This is a genomic window from Flavobacterium ovatum, assembly GCF_040703125.1.
Classification (GTDB): Bacteria; Bacteroidota; Bacteroidia; order Flavobacteriales; family Flavobacteriaceae; genus Flavobacterium; species Flavobacterium ovatum.
The window spans coordinates 909,749-926,815 of sequence record NZ_CP160035.1; the positions used below are offsets into that span (position 1 = coordinate 909,749).

The 17,067-nt window shown below is 34.6% G+C and carries 16 protein-coding genes; 12 read left to right on the forward strand and 4 right to left on the reverse strand.

Going from position 1 to position 17,067, the window contains the following annotated elements:
- Position 1: 1 nt before the first annotated feature.
- The 3 genes from ABZP37_RS04020 to ABZP37_RS04030 form a co-directional block, all read right to left on the reverse strand.
- Positions 2 to 1,873, reverse strand: a complete 1,872-nt coding sequence (locus tag ABZP37_RS04020) for a M1 family metallopeptidase (RefSeq protein WP_366185819.1) — start codon at positions 1,871 to 1,873, stop codon at positions 2 to 4.
- Between the two features lie 62 nt (positions 1,874 to 1,935).
- Positions 1,936 to 3,561, reverse strand: a complete 1,626-nt coding sequence (locus ABZP37_RS04025) for a S8 family serine peptidase (RefSeq protein WP_366185820.1) — start codon at positions 3,559 to 3,561, stop codon at positions 1,936 to 1,938.
- Positions 3,562 to 3,631: 70 nt separating this feature from the next.
- Positions 3,632 to 4,492, reverse strand: a complete 861-nt coding sequence (locus ABZP37_RS04030; protein ID WP_366185822.1) for an MBL fold metallo-hydrolase — start codon at positions 4,490 to 4,492, stop codon at positions 3,632 to 3,634.
- A 221-nt stretch (positions 4,493 to 4,713) separates the two neighbouring features.
- Between ABZP37_RS04030 and ABZP37_RS04035 the strand changes: the two genes are divergently transcribed.
- The 12 genes from ABZP37_RS04035 (at position 4,714) to ABZP37_RS04090 (ending at position 15,638) form a co-directional block, all read left to right on the forward strand.
- Entirely contained in the window at positions 4,714 to 5,043 is a 330-nt protein-coding gene (locus ABZP37_RS04035) for an iron-sulfur cluster assembly accessory protein (protein ID WP_366185823.1), read from the forward strand.
- A gap of 91 nt (positions 5,044 to 5,134) precedes the next feature.
- Entirely contained in the window at positions 5,135 to 6,583 is a 1,449-nt protein-coding gene (gene sufB / locus ABZP37_RS04040; RefSeq protein ID WP_366185825.1) for a Fe-S cluster assembly protein SufB, read from the forward strand.
- A gap of 24 nt (positions 6,584 to 6,607) precedes the next feature.
- Positions 6,608 to 6,841, forward strand: a complete 234-nt coding sequence (locus ABZP37_RS04045; protein ID WP_366185827.1) for a DUF2683 family protein — start codon at positions 6,608 to 6,610, stop codon at positions 6,839 to 6,841.
- Positions 6,832 to 7,104 (forward strand): Txe/YoeB family addiction module toxin, encoded by a 273-nt coding sequence (locus ABZP37_RS04050; protein ID WP_366185829.1) that lies wholly within the window; start codon positions 6,832 to 6,834, stop codon positions 7,102 to 7,104. Before ABZP37_RS04045 ends, ABZP37_RS04050 begins: the two co-directional genes overlap by 10 nt.
- A gap of 13 nt (positions 7,105 to 7,117) precedes the next feature.
- On the forward strand, positions 7,118 to 7,870 hold the full coding sequence (gene sufC / locus ABZP37_RS04055) for a Fe-S cluster assembly ATPase SufC (protein ID WP_366185831.1): 753 nt from the start codon (positions 7,118 to 7,120) through the stop codon (positions 7,868 to 7,870).
- A gap of 75 nt (positions 7,871 to 7,945) precedes the next feature.
- The gene (sufD, locus tag ABZP37_RS04060) at positions 7,946 to 9,262 is read left to right on the forward strand and encodes a Fe-S cluster assembly protein SufD (RefSeq protein WP_366185833.1); all 1,317 of its coding nucleotides are present in this window, start codon (positions 7,946 to 7,948) and stop codon (positions 9,260 to 9,262) included.
- Between the two features lie 437 nt (positions 9,263 to 9,699).
- Positions 9,700 to 10,707: a zinc-binding alcohol dehydrogenase family protein gene (locus ABZP37_RS04065; protein ID WP_366185834.1), complete on the forward strand. Its 1,008-nt coding sequence runs from the start codon at positions 9,700 to 9,702 to the stop codon at positions 10,705 to 10,707.
- A gap of 154 nt (positions 10,708 to 10,861) precedes the next feature.
- A complete protein-coding gene (locus tag ABZP37_RS04070; protein WP_366185836.1) occupies positions 10,862 to 11,344 on the forward strand; it encodes a cupin domain-containing protein in 483 nt (160 codons plus the stop codon).
- A gap of 121 nt (positions 11,345 to 11,465) precedes the next feature.
- On the forward strand, positions 11,466 to 11,756 hold the full coding sequence (locus tag ABZP37_RS04075) for a putative quinol monooxygenase (RefSeq protein ID WP_055437194.1): 291 nt from the start codon (positions 11,466 to 11,468) through the stop codon (positions 11,754 to 11,756).
- A 383-nt stretch (positions 11,757 to 12,139) separates the two neighbouring features.
- Positions 12,140 to 13,357 (forward strand): hypothetical protein, encoded by a 1,218-nt coding sequence (locus ABZP37_RS04080; RefSeq protein WP_366185839.1) that lies wholly within the window; start codon positions 12,140 to 12,142, stop codon positions 13,355 to 13,357.
- Positions 13,354 to 13,794, forward strand: a complete 441-nt coding sequence (locus ABZP37_RS04085) for a three component ABC system middle component (protein WP_366185840.1) — start codon at positions 13,354 to 13,356, stop codon at positions 13,792 to 13,794. Before ABZP37_RS04080 ends, ABZP37_RS04085 begins: the two co-directional genes overlap by 4 nt.
- Positions 13,791 to 15,638: a DUF3732 domain-containing protein gene (locus ABZP37_RS04090; RefSeq protein ID WP_366185842.1), complete on the forward strand. Its 1,848-nt coding sequence runs from the start codon at positions 13,791 to 13,793 to the stop codon at positions 15,636 to 15,638. The genes ABZP37_RS04085 and ABZP37_RS04090 overlap by 4 nt, the downstream gene beginning before the upstream one ends.
- Before the next feature lie 945 nt (positions 15,639 to 16,583).
- Here the strand turns inward: ABZP37_RS04090 and ABZP37_RS04095 are convergent.
- The gene (locus ABZP37_RS04095) at positions 16,584 to 16,970 is read right to left on the reverse strand and encodes a helix-turn-helix domain-containing protein (protein WP_366185843.1); all 387 of its coding nucleotides are present in this window, start codon (positions 16,968 to 16,970) and stop codon (positions 16,584 to 16,586) included.
- Positions 16,971 to 17,067 lie beyond the last annotated feature (97 nt).

A 17,067-nucleotide genomic window follows, 5' to 3' on the forward strand; every position in this document is an offset into this window, starting at 1 on the left:
GTTAATTAGGAATAATTATTTCATAGACATTGTTATTCGCTTTTACATCAGCCATTAAACCACTTGGGTCAAGATTTATTTTTTTGATGCTGTTTTTGTTTATTGGAATTGTAAACTGGTAGTTTGATTCTGCCCACGCCCAATCATTCAATACGGTTCTTTTAATTTCAGGAGTAGGATTTTCTTTTTCAAAATACATCATTCGCAACGGAATATAAAAACTTTCTTTAGTACCATCTAAATATTCAACCAAAAGATCAATCGGCATTGGCATTCTACCGATTCTTTGTAGTTGAACAACTGTTGCATTGTCTTGTTCTGAAACAGCAGTAATTCCGTAATCGATCGTGTTTACAGTTTGGGTCCAATCGGTCAAGTACCAGTCTAATTCCGCTCCAGAAACACGTTCAGCAGTTCTCTTGATGTCGTTTGGTGTTGGGTGTTTGAATTTGAAATCTTGGTAATATTTTTTAAGGGTTTTATCCAAGTTTTTTTCGCCAATTAAATAACTAAGTTGTGATAAAAAGAGGCTTCCTTTGACGTAAGAAGAGATTCCGTACGAACGATTTTCATCATAACGGTCACCATGAGTAGTTTGTGGTTGTTCTTTGCCTGAATTTACTAAGTAGTAATAGGCTTTGTAATTTGCTTCAAAGGGATTGATCACTTTTTTAACAGCTAATTCATTAAGGGCCCAATCTTCGACATAAGTAGTGAAACCTTCATCCATCCAAGGATGTTTAGACTCATTAGAAGCCAAAACATGTTGAAACCAAGCATGACCTAATTCGTGTGTGGCTGTTCCAAAAATCCCTTCTGCTGTTCCGTTGCCCAAAATTAAAGTACACATGGCATATTCCATTCCGCCGTCGCCACCTTGTATAAAGGAGTATTGTTTATAGGGGTAATTTCCAATTTTAGCATTGTACATTTCCATTACTTTAACCATCAGAGGTTGTAATTGTTTCCATTTTTCAACAGTACTGGGTTCGTTCTTATATACAAAATGTAAATCCACATCGTTTGGACCTTTAATGACATCATGAGCATAATTGGGATCGGCAGCCCATGTAAAATCATGTACCATAGGTGCGATAAAATGCCAAGTTAGATTTTTGGTTTTCTTAGGATAAGAAACTTCAATGCCTTTATCTTGGTAGCCATGACCAATTTCGTTTGGATTTTGCAAATAACCAGTACCTCCAATGGTATAGTTTTTATCAATGGTGATTTTTACATCAAAATTCCCCCAAACGCCATGAAATTCTCTGGCGATATAAGGATCAGCATGCCAGCCTTCAAAATCAAATTCGGCTAGTTTTGGGTACCATTGTGACATAGAAAGTGCTACACCTTCGGAATTATTGCGGCCAGAACGACGAATTTGAACAGGGACCTGACCTTCAAAATCTAAGGTAAGTGTAGTATTTGAGTTAGGAAGTATTGGCTTTGCCAAAATTACTTCCAAAATAGTTCCTGTCGTTTTAGTTTTGGCTACACTTCCATCTTGTTTAAAATTGGTGATGTTGAGGTAGCCTATTTCATCGGGTTTTAAATTTTTGATTAGGTTTTCTTTACCGTTTTTTGCCTTGCCTGTCATGCGAGCATCTGGATCTTTGATGTTGTGTAGTCGAGCGTCCATTTCGCTTCCCGGTTGAAAAGCATTATTGTACAAATGGTAATAGACTTTTTTAAGGGTGTCAGCTGAATTGTTAGTATAAATTAATTGTTGATTTCCTTTGTATTGAAATTTTTCAACATCCATAAAGACGTCCATCTTATAATCAACATGTTGTTGCCAATAGGAATTGTTTTGACCTAAAATAGAACTCAAGCTCAGTAGCGAAAAAAACAAATAAATTTTTTTAGTCATCCTTTTAATAAATAAAAAAAGGAAGGACAGCAGCCCTTCCTTATAAGTGAATAGTAATGAAATTATTTTTTTGATATTTTGTTTGCCATTAAGAAAGCGTTGTAAGCGTTGACTATTTTTCCTGTTTTAGACAAGTCAGAAAACGGACGAATATCATTTGGATTACCGCCAACAATCACGTTTGCATCAATAGAAACTCCCGAATTTAAAATGATTTCTTTGACTTGTGAAGCTGTTAGTTTAGGATAATAAGATCGAATCAATGCCGCTACTCCAGCTACATTTGGCGAAGCCATGGATGTTCCTTGTAGAAATTTATAACTGTTGTCAGGGACAGTGGCATAAATTTGAACTCCTGGAGCAAATACATCTACGTTGATTTTTCCAATATTCGAAAAACGAGCGACTATTTTGTTCCCATATTCTACATTCAAAGCACCTACGGTAATTAAATTATCAGATATTTCAGTTTTTTTGTCTTCAGAATCATTTGGAAAATTGTCAAAAAAGTCAATGTTTTTGGAAGAGTTTCCTGCAGCATGAACAATTAATACGTCTTTGCTTGCCGCATATTTAATGGCATCAAAAACCCATTGTTTTTGTGGAGAAAATGCTTTTCCAAAACTTCCATTAATTACTTTTGCTCCATTATCCACCGCATAACGTATTGCTAGTGCAATATCTTTGTCATATTCATCACCATCTGGAACGGCACGTATGGTCATTATGGCTACGTTATTGGCAACACCATCACCCCCTTTGTTATTGTGACGTACTTGACCAACAATTCCCGCAACATGGGTTCCGTGTAGGGTTTCTTTTTTGTCTGGACCCATTACATTATTGTTTCCGTATTTGGTATCTGTAATGTCATTAGGGTTGTCACCTACGACTTTTCTGTAGTCCTTTTTCAGGTTGTCGCCGCTCAAAGTAGTATTGGCTTTGTCAATTTCACCTTGTAAAGCTTCTTTTAAATCTTTAATAGGCATGCCAAATGAGAAAAAACGTTGCATGTTAGCTTTTGCTTTTTCAACTTTCTCGTCAGTAGTTGTAATTGCTTTTACATCGTCAAGAGTGTATTTTTCTTTTTTGAGTATAGTTTCGATTGTGCTGTTAGCTTCATTTAGGACAGCAATCATTTCATCGTACTGCTCTTTTTTCTTAGTCGCTTCAGTTAATTCTTTGTCATTTTCAGCTTTGGCGGCAAGATAAGTGGCTTGGTCAGTAAGATTTTTATCGTTTACGATTCTTTCATATTCAAGGTGCTCTTTGACAATGTCTCCTAGAAAATTCCAACCGTGAATGTCATCAATAAAACCGTTTTTATCATCGTCTATTCCGTTTCCGGGGATTTCTTTGACATTCGTCCAAATTACCGATTTTAAATCTTCGTGTTCAATGTCTCCACCAGAATCAATGATTCCAACAATTACTTTTTCGCCGATTTTGTTTTTTATTAATTCAGCATAAGTTCTGTCAACACTCATTCCAGGAACGGTATCTTTTTGAATATCAAGATGGCTCCAACGTTTCAGATCCATGTCTTTTAATGCAGCTTTTTTAGTGACATTATGTGGCGCAGTTATAGGTGTAAACTTGCTGAAATTAAAAGCTTGTTTTTGTGTGCCACAGCTACTTAGCACCAAAATAGTAAATGCGGAAATATAGAAAGGTTTGAAGCTATTCATTGAGATATTATTAAAGTTTAAATAGTTTTCGAAAGTACTGATTTTTTTTAAACCAAACATAGGGTTAACACTATCTTAGGATTTCATCAGATTGAAATATTTGGTCTAGTCTGACCCCTTTTTCAGTATGCTGCACCGCGATGATTTCGTTATGAGCATCGTGTTCTAGAAATAGAAAGTAATTATTGGTTGCTGCTTCGTCAAGAAATTTGGTTTTCTCGGGCATGGTCAGTAGTGGTCTGGTGTCGTAACCCATCACATACGGAATTGGAATGTGTCCTGCGGTTGGGAGTAAATCGGCCATAAAGCAAATTGTTTTTCCATTGTAATTGATCATCGGAATCATTTGTTTATCGGTATGTCCATCGGCATAAAAAACAGAGAAATTCATTTCTGCCGAAAATCCAAAATCACCGTCAGGTTTAGATATAAAATTCAATTGACCGCTTTCTTGCATGGGCAAAATATTTTCGGATAAAAACGAAGCTTTCTCTCTTGGATTGGGTTTTATTGCCCAGTTCCAATGGTCTTCATTGGTCCAGAATTTAGCGTTTTTAAAGGCGGGTTCATAACTTGTTTTGTCTTTATTCCATTGCACTGCACCGCCACAATGGTCAAAATGCAAATGCGTCAAAAAAACATCGGTAATATCATCTCTATGAAAACCCTGTTTTGCTAAGGATTTATCCATAGTGTGAGAGCCCCAAAGTGAGTAATACCCAAAAAACTTATCCGATTGTTTGTCGCCCATTCCGGTGTCGATTAAAATCAAGCGATTCCCCTCTTCGATTAATAAACAACGAGCAGCTAAATCAATGAGATTATTGGCGTCTGCAGGATTCGTTTTGTTCCAAATAACTTTAGGTACAACGCCAAACATAGCACCACCATCGAGTTTGAAATTTCCTGTTTCTATAGAGTAGAGTTTCATTTTTTTGATTTTAAAAATAGTAAAATAGACGTATTTGACTCTTCAAAATAGAAGAATAACGGCAATTTAGTAAAATTCGATAAATAAATTCTATTCGTTCATTAGTTATAAAAATGTTATCTATTATGCGAAAAGGTTTTTATACACTATCTTTGCAGTTAATTTAGACAAAATCAATATAGCGGTAAATTACTGTGAGTTGGTTCTTAAAAATGTAGCAAATGATAAAAGTTTCAGAAGAAGCCAAAAAGAAAATTATCGACTTAATGAAAGACGATGGTTTTGATGCTGCCAAAGACTATGTAAGAGTAGGTGTAAAAAGCGGTGGCTGTTCAGGATTGTCTTATGATTTAAAATTTGACGATAAAAAAGGAGACGACGATAAAGTTTTTGTAGATAATGAAATCACTATCGCTGTAGAGAAAAAATCATTCTTGTATTTGGCGGGGACGGTTTTGGAATTTTCAGGAGGTTTGAATGGTAAAGGTTTTGTTTTTAACAATCCTAATGCCACTAGAACTTGTGGATGTGGAGAGAGTTTTTCGCTTTAAAACTATCTGATTTCAAATTAGAAAATTAAAAAATAATTTAAGATCAACGGGAATTTTACAATTCTTAGATCTTTAAATCTATAAATTAGAAATGTCAAAATACACTGAAGACGACTTAAAAGTCGAATTAGAAAACAAAGAGTACGAGTACGGATTTTATACCGAATTGGAATCGGAGACTTTTCCTATTGGACTAAATGAAGATATCGTTCGTGCTATTTCACATAAAAAAGGAGAGCCTCAATGGATGACGGATTGGAGAATCGAAGCCTTTAGAGCTTGGGAAGAAATGACGGAGCCGGAATGGGCAAACGTTCATTATACTAAACCAGACTTTCAAGCGATCTCGTATTATTCGGCACCAAAAGCGGTAGATCCAAATAAAACACTTGACGATGTAGATCCTGAACTTTTGGAAATGTACAAAAAGTTGGGTATCTCTGTCGATGAGCAAAAAATGATGAATAATGTGGCGATGGATATCGTTGTCGATTCAGTATCGGTAGCAACGACATTCAAGAAAACATTAGGAGAAAAAGGAATTATATTCATGAGTATTTCTGAGGCTATCAAAGAGCATCCAGAATTGGTTCGTAAATATTTAGGAACTGTAGTTCCGCAAAGAGATAACTTTTACGCAGCATTGAACTCAGCAGTTTTCTCTGATGGGTCTTTCTGTTATATTCCAAAAGGCGTGAAGTGTCCTATGGAACTTTCGACTTACTTCCGTATCAATCAAGCAGGAACAGGACAATTCGAAAGAACATTGCTAGTAGCAGATGCTGGAAGTTATGTATCTTACCTAGAAGGTTGTACTGCACCAAGCCGTGATGAAAATCAATTGCACGCAGCAGTTGTTGAACTTATCGCACTTGATGATGCAGAGATTAAATATTCTACCGTTCAAAACTGGTTTCCTGGAAACAAAGAGGGTAAAGGTGGCGTTTACAATTTTGTAACCAAAAGAGGAATTTGTGAGAAAAACGCAAAAATCTCATGGACACAAGTAGAAACTGGTTCTGCAGTAACTTGGAAATATCCATCTGTAATCTTAAAAGGAGACAATTCAGTAGGAGAATTTTATTCGATAGCAGTAACTAATAATTTCCAACAAGCAGATACAGGAACAAAAATGATGCACTTGGGTAAAAATACCAAGTCAACTATTATTTCGAAAGGTATCTCGGCAGGAAAATCACAAAACAGTTATAGAGGTTTGGTTCGAATTTCACCAAATGCAGATAATGCTCGTAACTTTTCACAATGTGATTCATTATTGATGGGGAACAACTGTGGAGCACATACTTTTCCTTATATCGAAAGTAAAAATCCAACAGCCAAAATAGAGCACGAAGCAACCACTAGTAAAATTGGTGAAGACCAAGTTTTCTATTGCAACCAACGTGGAATTCCAACTGAAAAAGCCATTGCCTTAATCGTAAACGGTTTTAGTAAAGAAGTTTTAAATAAATTACCAATGGAATTTGCTGTGGAAGCGCAGAAATTATTGGAAATTTCATTAGAAGGTTCTGTGGGGTAATAATTGGTTTAAATCTAATTAGTTATGGATATAATTTTAAAAAATGTTAAGAAAAAAGATTTTCCAGTGCTAAAGTCATTGGCAAAATCACTTGGATTTGAAATTGTTGAAAAAATTGACCCTATCGAAAGCGAACTGGCGAAGCAAAAGCCCTATAATCCTGAATTTGTGAAAGAAATTTTGGAAGCTGCAAAAGAAGTTAGAGAAGGAAAGGGAATTAGAATGACAATGGAAGAATTGAAAGAATTATGCAAATAGATTTTTCAACTAAAGCCAAAGCAGATTTAAATTTTTGGATAAAATCGGGAAATAAACAGGTATTGAATAAAATATATTCTCTAATTGAAGATATACAATTACATCCTTTTGAAGGGATTGGTAAACCAGAACTTTTAAAACATAATTTGTCGGGTTATTGGTCAAGGAGAATAAATCAAGAACATCGGATTATTTACGAAATTATAGATGAATATAAAGTAAATATTTTGAGTATTATATCATTAAAAGGTCATTACGAATAATAAAAACACACTAATGTTAAGTATAAAAAATCTACACGCCTCAATTGGGGATAAAGAAATTCTAAGAGGAATCAATATAGAAGTTAAAGCAGGAGAAGTTCATGCTATCATGGGACCAAATGGTTCTGGGAAAAGTACCCTTTCGGCAGTAATTGCTGGTAATGATACTTATGAAGTTACCGAAGGAGAAGTAGTATTGGACGGCGAAGACTTAGCTGATTTTGCTCCAGAAGAAAGAGCGCACAAAGGCGTTTTTCTTTCTTTTCAATATCCAGTTGAAATTCCAGGTGTTTCTGTAACTAACTTTATGAGAGCCGCTATAAACGAATCTCGCAAAGCTAAAGGAGAAGAGGAAATGGCAGCTAGCGATATGTTGAAATTAATTCGTGAGAAATCAGAATTATTGGAAATCGACCGTAAGTTTCTTTCTCGTTCTTTGAACGAAGGATTTTCTGGTGGAGAGAAAAAACGTAACGAGATTTTTCAAATGGCAATGTTAGAGCCAAAATTGGCTATCCTTGATGAAACCGATTCAGGTTTGGATATCGATGCTTTACGTATCGTTGCAAATGGCGTAAACAAGCTAAAAAGTGACAAAAACGCGGTAATCGTAATTACACACTACCAAAGATTATTAGATTATATCATTCCAGATTACGTTCACGTTTTATTAAACGGTAGAATTGTAAAATCTGGTGACGCATCTTTAGCGCATGAGCTTGAAGAAAAAGGATATGATTGGATTAAAGCAGAGCAAGAAGCTTAAAAATTAGTTAGCAGTTTTCAGTTAGCAGTTTACAAAACTCATAACTCATAACTTATAACCCATAACTAAACAAAAATGGATTTAAAAGAAAAATTAGTATCGTCTTTTATGGCTTTTGAAGAGAAAATCGATGTGCATTGTGAATTGCATGACGTAAGAACTTCGGCTATAAAAAACTTCGAAAATAAAGGGTTCCCTACCAAAAAAGAAGAGTCTTGGAAATACACTTCGTTGAACGCCATCTTAAAAAATGACTTTACCGTATTCCCAAAAAATGAAGCAGCAATTGAATTCAAAGAAGTAAAAAAATACTTCTTGCACGAAGTAGATACTTACAAAGTAGTATTTATTGATGGTGTTTTTAGTTCGAATTTGTCTTCTACAACTCACGACGGAATCGATGTTTGCTTGATGTCATCGGCATTGAACAAACCAAAATACAAAATGGTAATTGATACCTACTTCAACCAAATCGCTAGTAAAGACGAGAGTTTGACTTCTCTAAATACTGCTTTCGCAAATGAAGGAGCGTATATCAACATTCCAAAAAGCAAAGTAGCGGCCAAACCTATCGAAATCATGTATTTCTCTACAGGAAATGAAGCAGCTTTGATGGTACAACCACGTAATTTGGTTGTTGTTGGTGAAAACTCTCATGTACAAATCATCGAGCGTCACCAAAGTTTGAACGAAAATCCAGTGTTGACTAACTCAGTTACAGAGATTTTTGCTCAAAAACGTGCTATCGTAGATTATTATAAAATCCAAAATGATGCTAGTGAAGCCAATTTGATTGATAACACTTATGTGTCGCAACAAAAAGAAAGCCATGTTTATGTACATACTTTCTCTTTCGGTGGTAACTTGACTCGTAATAACTTGAATTTTTACCACTTTGGCGAAAATTTGACAAGTACCTTAAACGGAATTACAATCATTGGAGAAAAGCAGCACGTAGATCACTATACATTAGTGAACCATTCGCAACCAAACTGTGAAAGTTTTCAAGACTACAAAGGAATTTTCACTGATCGCTCTACAGGAGTTTTCAACGGAAAAGTATATGTTGAGAAGGAAGCGCAAAAAACAAACGCTTTCCAAAAAAGTAATAACATCCTATTGAGTGATAAAGCGACTATCAACGCAAAACCACAATTGGAAATTTTTGCTGATGATGTAAAATGTTCTCACGGTTGTACTGTTGGACAGTTAGACGAAACTGCTTTGTTCTACATGCAACAACGTGGAATTCCTAAGAAAGAAGCCAAAGCCTTATTGATGTACGCTTTCTCAAATGCAGTAATCGAAGGAATCAAAATACCAGAATTAAAGCAAAGAATTACCAAAATCATTGCTAATAAATTAGGAGTGAAATTAGGTTTCGATTTGTAGTAATCGAAGGAATTTATATAAACAACAAACCCGATTGTGTAACGCAATCGGGTTTGTTGTTTTATAGCATTACCCCGCACAAACCTGCACATCATCTCGTTTGAAATTCTGAATTGTCATGTTATACTACTTTTTAAAGATTTTAGACAAATGACTCGACTCATTAAAGCCTAGTTACAACAAGGGTATTCTACTCCATTAACTATATGCATACTAATTATCACTTTAACATTTTTATAATGTGCAATGTTTATCCACTATAATTAATTATCTAACTATACTTTTTATAGTAAAAATTAAATTTATAATTACCTAAAATACAACTACTTAAATAAAAGATTACCTACTATACTTTATGACCGTTCTTGTGAGTTTCAATTACTATACTTACTTTTGTCACTATAAAAATGATAGTATAATAAAATAAAAGCAAAATTATGAAAGCAATTGGATATAAAGAAAATTTACCTGTAGATAATGTAAAATCACTACAAGACGTAACCGTAGAAACGCCTAAAGCAACTGGAAGAGATATTCTTGTCGAAATCAAAGCCATCTCCGTAAATCCTGCTGATTATAAAGTACGTGCCAACATGCCTGCCGATGGTGACAACTGGAAAATCATTGGTTGGGATGCTACCGGAATCGTGAAAGAAGTGGGCGAAAACGTGACTTTGTTCCAAGTTGGAGACGAAGTAATGTACGCAGGTGACATCACACGCCAAGGAAGTTATGCCGAATACCAAGTGGTAGACGAGCGCATTGTAGGTAAAAAACCATCAAGTTTATCGTATGCAGAAGCTGCTGCTTTGCCATTGACCTCTCTTACCGCTTACGAAATGTTGTTTGACCGATTAGAAGTGGCTAAAGACGATGCTAGCAAATCCATCTTGGTTATTGGTGCTGCTGGTGGTGTGGGATCTATTTTGGTTCAATTAGCTAAAAAATTGACTAAACTAAAAATTATCGGAACCGCTTCACGCGAAGAAACTACGGACTGGTTGAAAGAATTGGGTGCAGATACTGTAATCAACCACCAAAATAAATTGAGCGAAGAATTCGAAAAATACAAGCTTGCCGCTCCAGATTATATTGTAAGCTTAAATGCTACCGAACAACATGCTGAAGAGATTGTAAAAGTGATCAAACCACAAGGGAAATTTGGTTTTATTGATGATCCAAAATCGTTCAACATCATACCTTTCAAAGCGAAATCGGTTTCTACGCACTGGGAATTTATGTTTACGCGTTCGATGTTTCAAACCGAAGACATGATTGGTCAACACAATATCTTGAACGAAGTAGCCACTTTGATTGACAACGGAACTATTAAAACAACCTTAGGTGAGAATTTCGGTACTATCAACGCCGAAAACTTGCGTAAAGCACATGCCTTCTTGGAAACAGGAAAAGCAAAAGGTAAAATTGTTCTAGAAGGTTTTTAATTTAAAACCTAAATACAATTTTTAATACAACGTCACTTCGAGTGAATTTTGAGGTACGAAAAATTTGTATCGAGAAGTCTCATAGGTGAAGGTTCTCGATACAAAATTCTGAAAAAGAATTTCACTCGAACTGACGAAATAGATAAATAGATAAATGAAAATTAAATCAATTATAATAGCACTTGCTGTAACAGCATTTTTTTCTAGCAATACAGCAAAAGCACAAGTAAACACCATAGATTCTGTTGCAACTTCAAAAGTGCAGCACTTCAATTTCGACAAAATGAAGTCAGAAACTATTGGTGACGGAATTCAGCGCAAGTGGTTTCATGGAGAAAAGGGACAAATGACGCTTTTTAATCTCGAAAAAGGTGCTCACATTGCGTGGCACAAACACCCAAACGAGCAAATTACCTACATCATGTCGGGTAAGGTCAAAATTAAAACGATCATCGATGGCAAAGAACAATTTGTAGAAGTTGGTGCTGGCGAAGTAATTGTTTTCCCCGAAAATGTACCGCATGAATTCTGGGCTTTGGAGCAAACCGTGGATCTAGATGTGCATGTACCCGTGCGCGAAGATTGGCTTTCAAAAGAAGTTCCAGATTACTTGAACAAAGCAAAATCTAACAAATAGCAATAAAAATGCAGCAGATTTATTGGCTTTGCTATCCAAAATTAACTGAGAAGAGAACGTTAAATTAAACAGTAAAGCCATTCAAAAGCTGTAATTTTGTTACACTAAAAATAAACAAATCATGAGCAAAATAACTGTTGTGGCCAAAATTGTAGCCAAAGAAGAAAATAGAGAATTGGTTAAAACAGAATTACTAAAATTAGTTGCCAGTAGTGTTAAAGAAGCGGGTTGTATCAACTACAACTGCCTTCAAGACAATGACGACGCCAATACATTTACAATGTATGAGAACTGGAAAGATGCTGAGGCACTTACTTTACACGCTGCAACGCCTCATTACGTAGCGTTCCAAACGGCGGCCAAAGACGCTATTGCCGAATTTGCAGTGAACAAAATGACTATGCTTGCATAACTAAGACACCATTTAATTTGAAAATTGAGCTTTTGCGACCAATGTGAAAACATGGTCCAAAAGCTCTTTTTTTATTGGAGCTATTTCCAGCTATCCGTTCCCGCTTTTTTATTCTTGCCAAAAAAGGCAAGATTAAAAAGAGCTCCACTGCTATCTGGGCTAGGGGTTTTGGGGTGCGAGGAATATTTTTTTTAGCACAACTTTTCTTCAGTATAATTAATATGTAAATTTTTTCATTCTTTTATGTTACATTAGCATCATTAACAAAGTATTAAAGTTGTGATACATATGCACCCATAATTGGGTGGCTTTGTATGGCTTTATGAAACATATAAACTAGTTAGGGCTTATTCAAAAAAACTGAGTTGCAACAATTAAACATTATGAGTAATAATAAAACACATACCGAAAAAACTGCTGCAGAATCTAAGTCGATTGGTTTTGATTACCAGTACTATTTCTTCTTATGGAAAGTCCTTTTGCTGCAACCGAATGAATCTGTTGGATTAGAAGTTAAAGACGACGTACATACTGATTTGAGCAACAATCATCAAATACTTTATCAGTTAAAACATACTATAAAAAAAAATAAAGATGGCTCTCTCGCAAATTTAACTACCTCAGATTTAGATATGTGGAAAACATTCTCAAACTGGTCAAAGGTCATTAGCGATGAAAATGATTCAAGAAGTACAACACCAGCTCAACTTAGCTTTGTAGAGAAGACAAGTTTTGTTTTGGCAAGTAACAAATCGTCAAATAATTCAAATAAAGTTGTCATTATAATTAGTAATCTTCAAAGTGGAACGAAGAATGAAAGCGATGTTAGGACTTATTTCAACACCTTAGCAAATAGAACTACAAATCAAGATTTAAAGGGTTATATTAAAGATGTATTGAATTTAGACACTAAGGTTTTAGAACAATTTTTATTGAAAACGTTTTTCCACTTGGACGATGACGATATCATTACAAAGTGCAAACTTGCCGTTAAATCTAAAATGATTCCTCAGAATAAAATTGAGCAAGCATTTACAATGATAGATTCGACTTTACGATCCGACAATTTTCTTCAAATCAAGGATAAAGTAAAAATTGAAATTTCATTTGATGAATTTTATAAAAAATATAGACGTTATTTTGACATTTTCAGAAATGACACATTGATTGTACAAGAATACAAAGGAGTACTTCCAGATAAATTGGAAAATCAGATTTTCATCAAACAACTGCTAGAAATTGGATTTGTAGAAAGTGATGACTTTGAACACATAAGCCGATTAACTCTATTCAAGCTTAAATTATTAAACAATCTTGCGGACTGGAAACGTGAAGGTGAAATCACAGATATAGAGATAAATCGTTTTAAAGAAAACGCTTATAATTTATGGGATACTGAATTTCGATTACAGCATATGGGAACCTTTTCAGAAGAAGAATATAATAATAAAGGTATTGAGGTTCTGCGTTCTGTTTTAAAACATTCCTTAAATCTAAGTGGGCAAGATCTTGATGTTGATATGTGTAATGGGAAGTTTTATTCACTTTCAGACGAGGCAATAATAGGTTGGCGAAAGGATTGGAAAAAGTATAATAAATGAAAGTAGACTATAATAATATTGGTATCGGAGCCCTAGCTATTGGCTCTGTAATAAGCATAAATAATGAGTTGTCACTGGCTAAAACGGCTTTAATATTGCCATTCATCACTCATACTGAGTGTCTAAATTATTTGGCTAGAGCTACCACTCAGGCAACTAGTATTGAAAAACTAATTGCGGAGAGAACTAGTTATTTTTCAAATTTTAACATTAGATATTATGATTCATTATGTCTGTCATTTTCATCGATCCAATACTTGACCGAAATGGGTTATGTTGAACTCAAAGGAGACTTACTTGTAAAGATAAAACCATTAGAATATGACGCAAAAATGGGTAAAAGAGCTAAAAAGATATTTCAAGCTGCCAATAATGTCTCAGAATTACTCCTAGAAAATGACAATAAACTATACTTAAACTTAAGAGTTCAATTATGAATTTTAATATAAATAAAATCGTCCTGTGGCTTAAAAACGGAAAAATTAGAGAGATTGAATTCAAGCCAAACAAAGTTAATTTAATAACTGGCGGAAGTCATACAGGTAAAAGTGCTATTCTTGAAATAGTTGATTATTGTTTTTTCTCAAGTAAGTCTCGGATATCAGAAGATACGATAAACGAGAATATTTTATGGTATGGAATAAATATTTCAGTGAATGATAAAAACTATACGATAGCAAGGGAATCTTTATCAGAGGGGAAAGTTTCTAATAACTACTATTTTTCTTCTTTTGGTGAGATACCTTTAAGTCTGATCTCAAACAATTCGGAGAATGCCATAAAATCTATTTTAGAAACAGAGTTTAAAATAGATAGAGATGCAAAATTCCCAACAAATTACGGGAGTAATTACATTAAGGCAGGTACTAAGATTTCACTACGGTACTTTTTAATGTTTAATACTATATCAGGTAATATTATTGAAAATGATGAAGGTATATTTTTTGATAAACAAAATGATACTAGATATAAAGAGGCACTTCCTCGAATTTTCGATCTAGCTGTAGGTATAGAAACCGTTGAGAATATTCTTAAAAGCGAAAAAAAAGCAGAGCTAGAGAACCAATTAGCTAAACTTATAAGGAAGAATAAAGCTGTATCATCTAAAACATCAGACTTTAATCAAGAGCGTGTTGCAATTTTGCAAAAAGCAAAGGAACATAACGTGGTCAGGGAGGATGCCAAAGTTGATGAAGTAATCGTTGAACTCAACAAAGCAATTCAGGGATTTGAAACTGAACTCACTACAAATTCTGATAAAGAAAAATTAGAATCATCATTTTATTCCCTACAAAGAAAAATACGAAACCTAAAACAATTCTCTTCGGAGTACAATAAGTATAAGAGTTCTATTAAGAACCTTGATGATAGTCTTAAACCAATTGAGTTTCTTAGAGAAAAAGATTCTGAAATTATAAAAACGTCAATTTTTGAACAGCTTGTAATTTCCTACACTAAAGATTTAACCTCAATCCGTAAGTCATATAGCAATAATACGCCAATAGACAGACAGGTTAATGATAACGTTAAGGAATTAGAAAAAGAATTAGAAATAATAAAATCAAAATTAGACCTACTTCCTAAAGAAAATAAAAGTTTTGAAAGTGAAAGAGAAAAATATTTCTTTTTAGGTCAAATGCAATCAAAACTCGAAATATTTTCATCAGAAGATTCACCTATTTTGACATCATATGATGAAGAAATTGGAGCTTTAGAAGCAGAAATAGAGCAGTTAATTGTCTTAAATACTGAGGAAAAAAGAGAGCTAACAATAAAGTTGACTGAAGAAATTATAATCGAATACATAAAAGAATCTGATAAAGCTCTAGCAAATTATTCAACCTACCAACCTGTCTTTGACTATAAAAACAAATCATTGCTTTTACGGAAACCGAAGACTTCGCACATAGAAAATGTTGGTAGCAGTTCTAATCATATGTTTCTTCACTTGTTTTTCTCGCTTGCAATGCATGAAGTCATATTTCAAAACAAGTCACCATTTGTTGCTCCTTTCCTAATCATAGACCAGCCTAGTAGACCATATTATGGTACGAACGGAAAGAGAAAAACGGATGATCCTGAGAGCGATGAGTACAAAATCAAGAAAGCATTTGAGTTGCTTGATAAATTTATAGAAACAAGAAAAAGTAATAATGGAGATTTTCAGATGATTGTTTTAGAACATATTCCTATTGATACGGTATCTAATTTAAAAAACATTCATATTGTTGAAGAGTTCTTTGGTGGTAATGCATTAATTCCAAAATCATATATTGAATAAGAAAAAGCCCGCTCCGCATAGTATAATTGTTAATTCAATTTTCAAACGGCAATTACATCGTGAACGCTGCGCAAATGTCTCCAGCTTTGCGTAGTCTCCTGACTTCGTACCCTTCCTATTTACCATATCAATATAACCAACTTTCTATCACTAATCATAAATAAAGCACAACTCTCGCTGTGCTTTTTGTTTGCATATTATTGTTTGCTCATTGTTGAGGGTACGAAGTCAGAGACATTCGCATAGTAGCACTTAGATTTTTAAGAACACACCCCGACCGCGCAGATATGTCAGCAGTTCCATCGTTACGTTAGCGCAGAATTGCATTCTGTGCCCGCAAACTAAATCTGTTACTAGGAAACAAAAACTACCAATAATAATCGTTTAAAATCAAATCTACAACTCAATAAAAAGTGATGCACTGTACGTGATTGCCGCGTTCCTCGCAATGACCCAGATTGCGGATGCTCGTTGTGTATGCGTGCATGAGATTCTTTCAGAATGACAAACTAGGTAGATTTGCTTTGCGTTTCGTTGGGTGCTTTTAAGCGCCAAAAGGTATATGTTCTTATATTTCTTAAATGGTTTAAAAGTCTCAAAGAAGATAAAAACTTAAATGGCTTATATGGTTAAAAAAGCCAATGCAGAGTAAGCACCAATAATAATCCTTTAAAATCAAATCTACACCTCAATAAATAGTGACGCACTGCACGTGATTGCCGCGTTCCTCGCAATGGCCCTGATTGCGGATGCTCGTTGTGTATGCGTGTGTGCCATTCTTGCAGAATGACAAACTAGGTGGATGTGCTCAGATGTCAGATTAGGTTATTTTCCACAGTCAGCAACAAATCTTTTTTACGAGCCATGAGATGGTACGCGATCCTAAATATATTGTTTTTTGTTTAAAATAGGTAGGCAAAAGCATATTTAACGCTTCCCAAATAGTTACTCTTCGTCAAAAATAAACTCTCCTTTAGTTTCTGCAGCCATAAGCCCCCATTCGATAATAAGGTTTAAAATAGGAACGAGAGTTTGACCAAATTCGGTTAAGGTATATTCTACTTTTAAAGGTGGTTTTTTGGTAAAAACTTTTCTGTTCACGATATCATCTTCTTCCAATTGTTTGAGTTGCAAACTCAAGGTTCGCTCCGTGATTCCTGGAATTTCTTTGCGTAATTCGTTGTAGCGTTTCGTGCCACTAATCAAATGAGTAAGGATTACACTTTTCCACTTCCCACCTATTAATTCCATGGCTGCACTAGTAGGACACCACGATATTTTGTCGTTGATCTTTATTTTTGGCTTTTTTTCGAAAAGTTCTTTCCTGTCCATAACTGCTAATTTATATATGTTATAATGTGCAAAGATATAACGCTATTTATTAGTGTGCAACTATATTTTTTATAGTTTATTTTTATTTTACAAATAA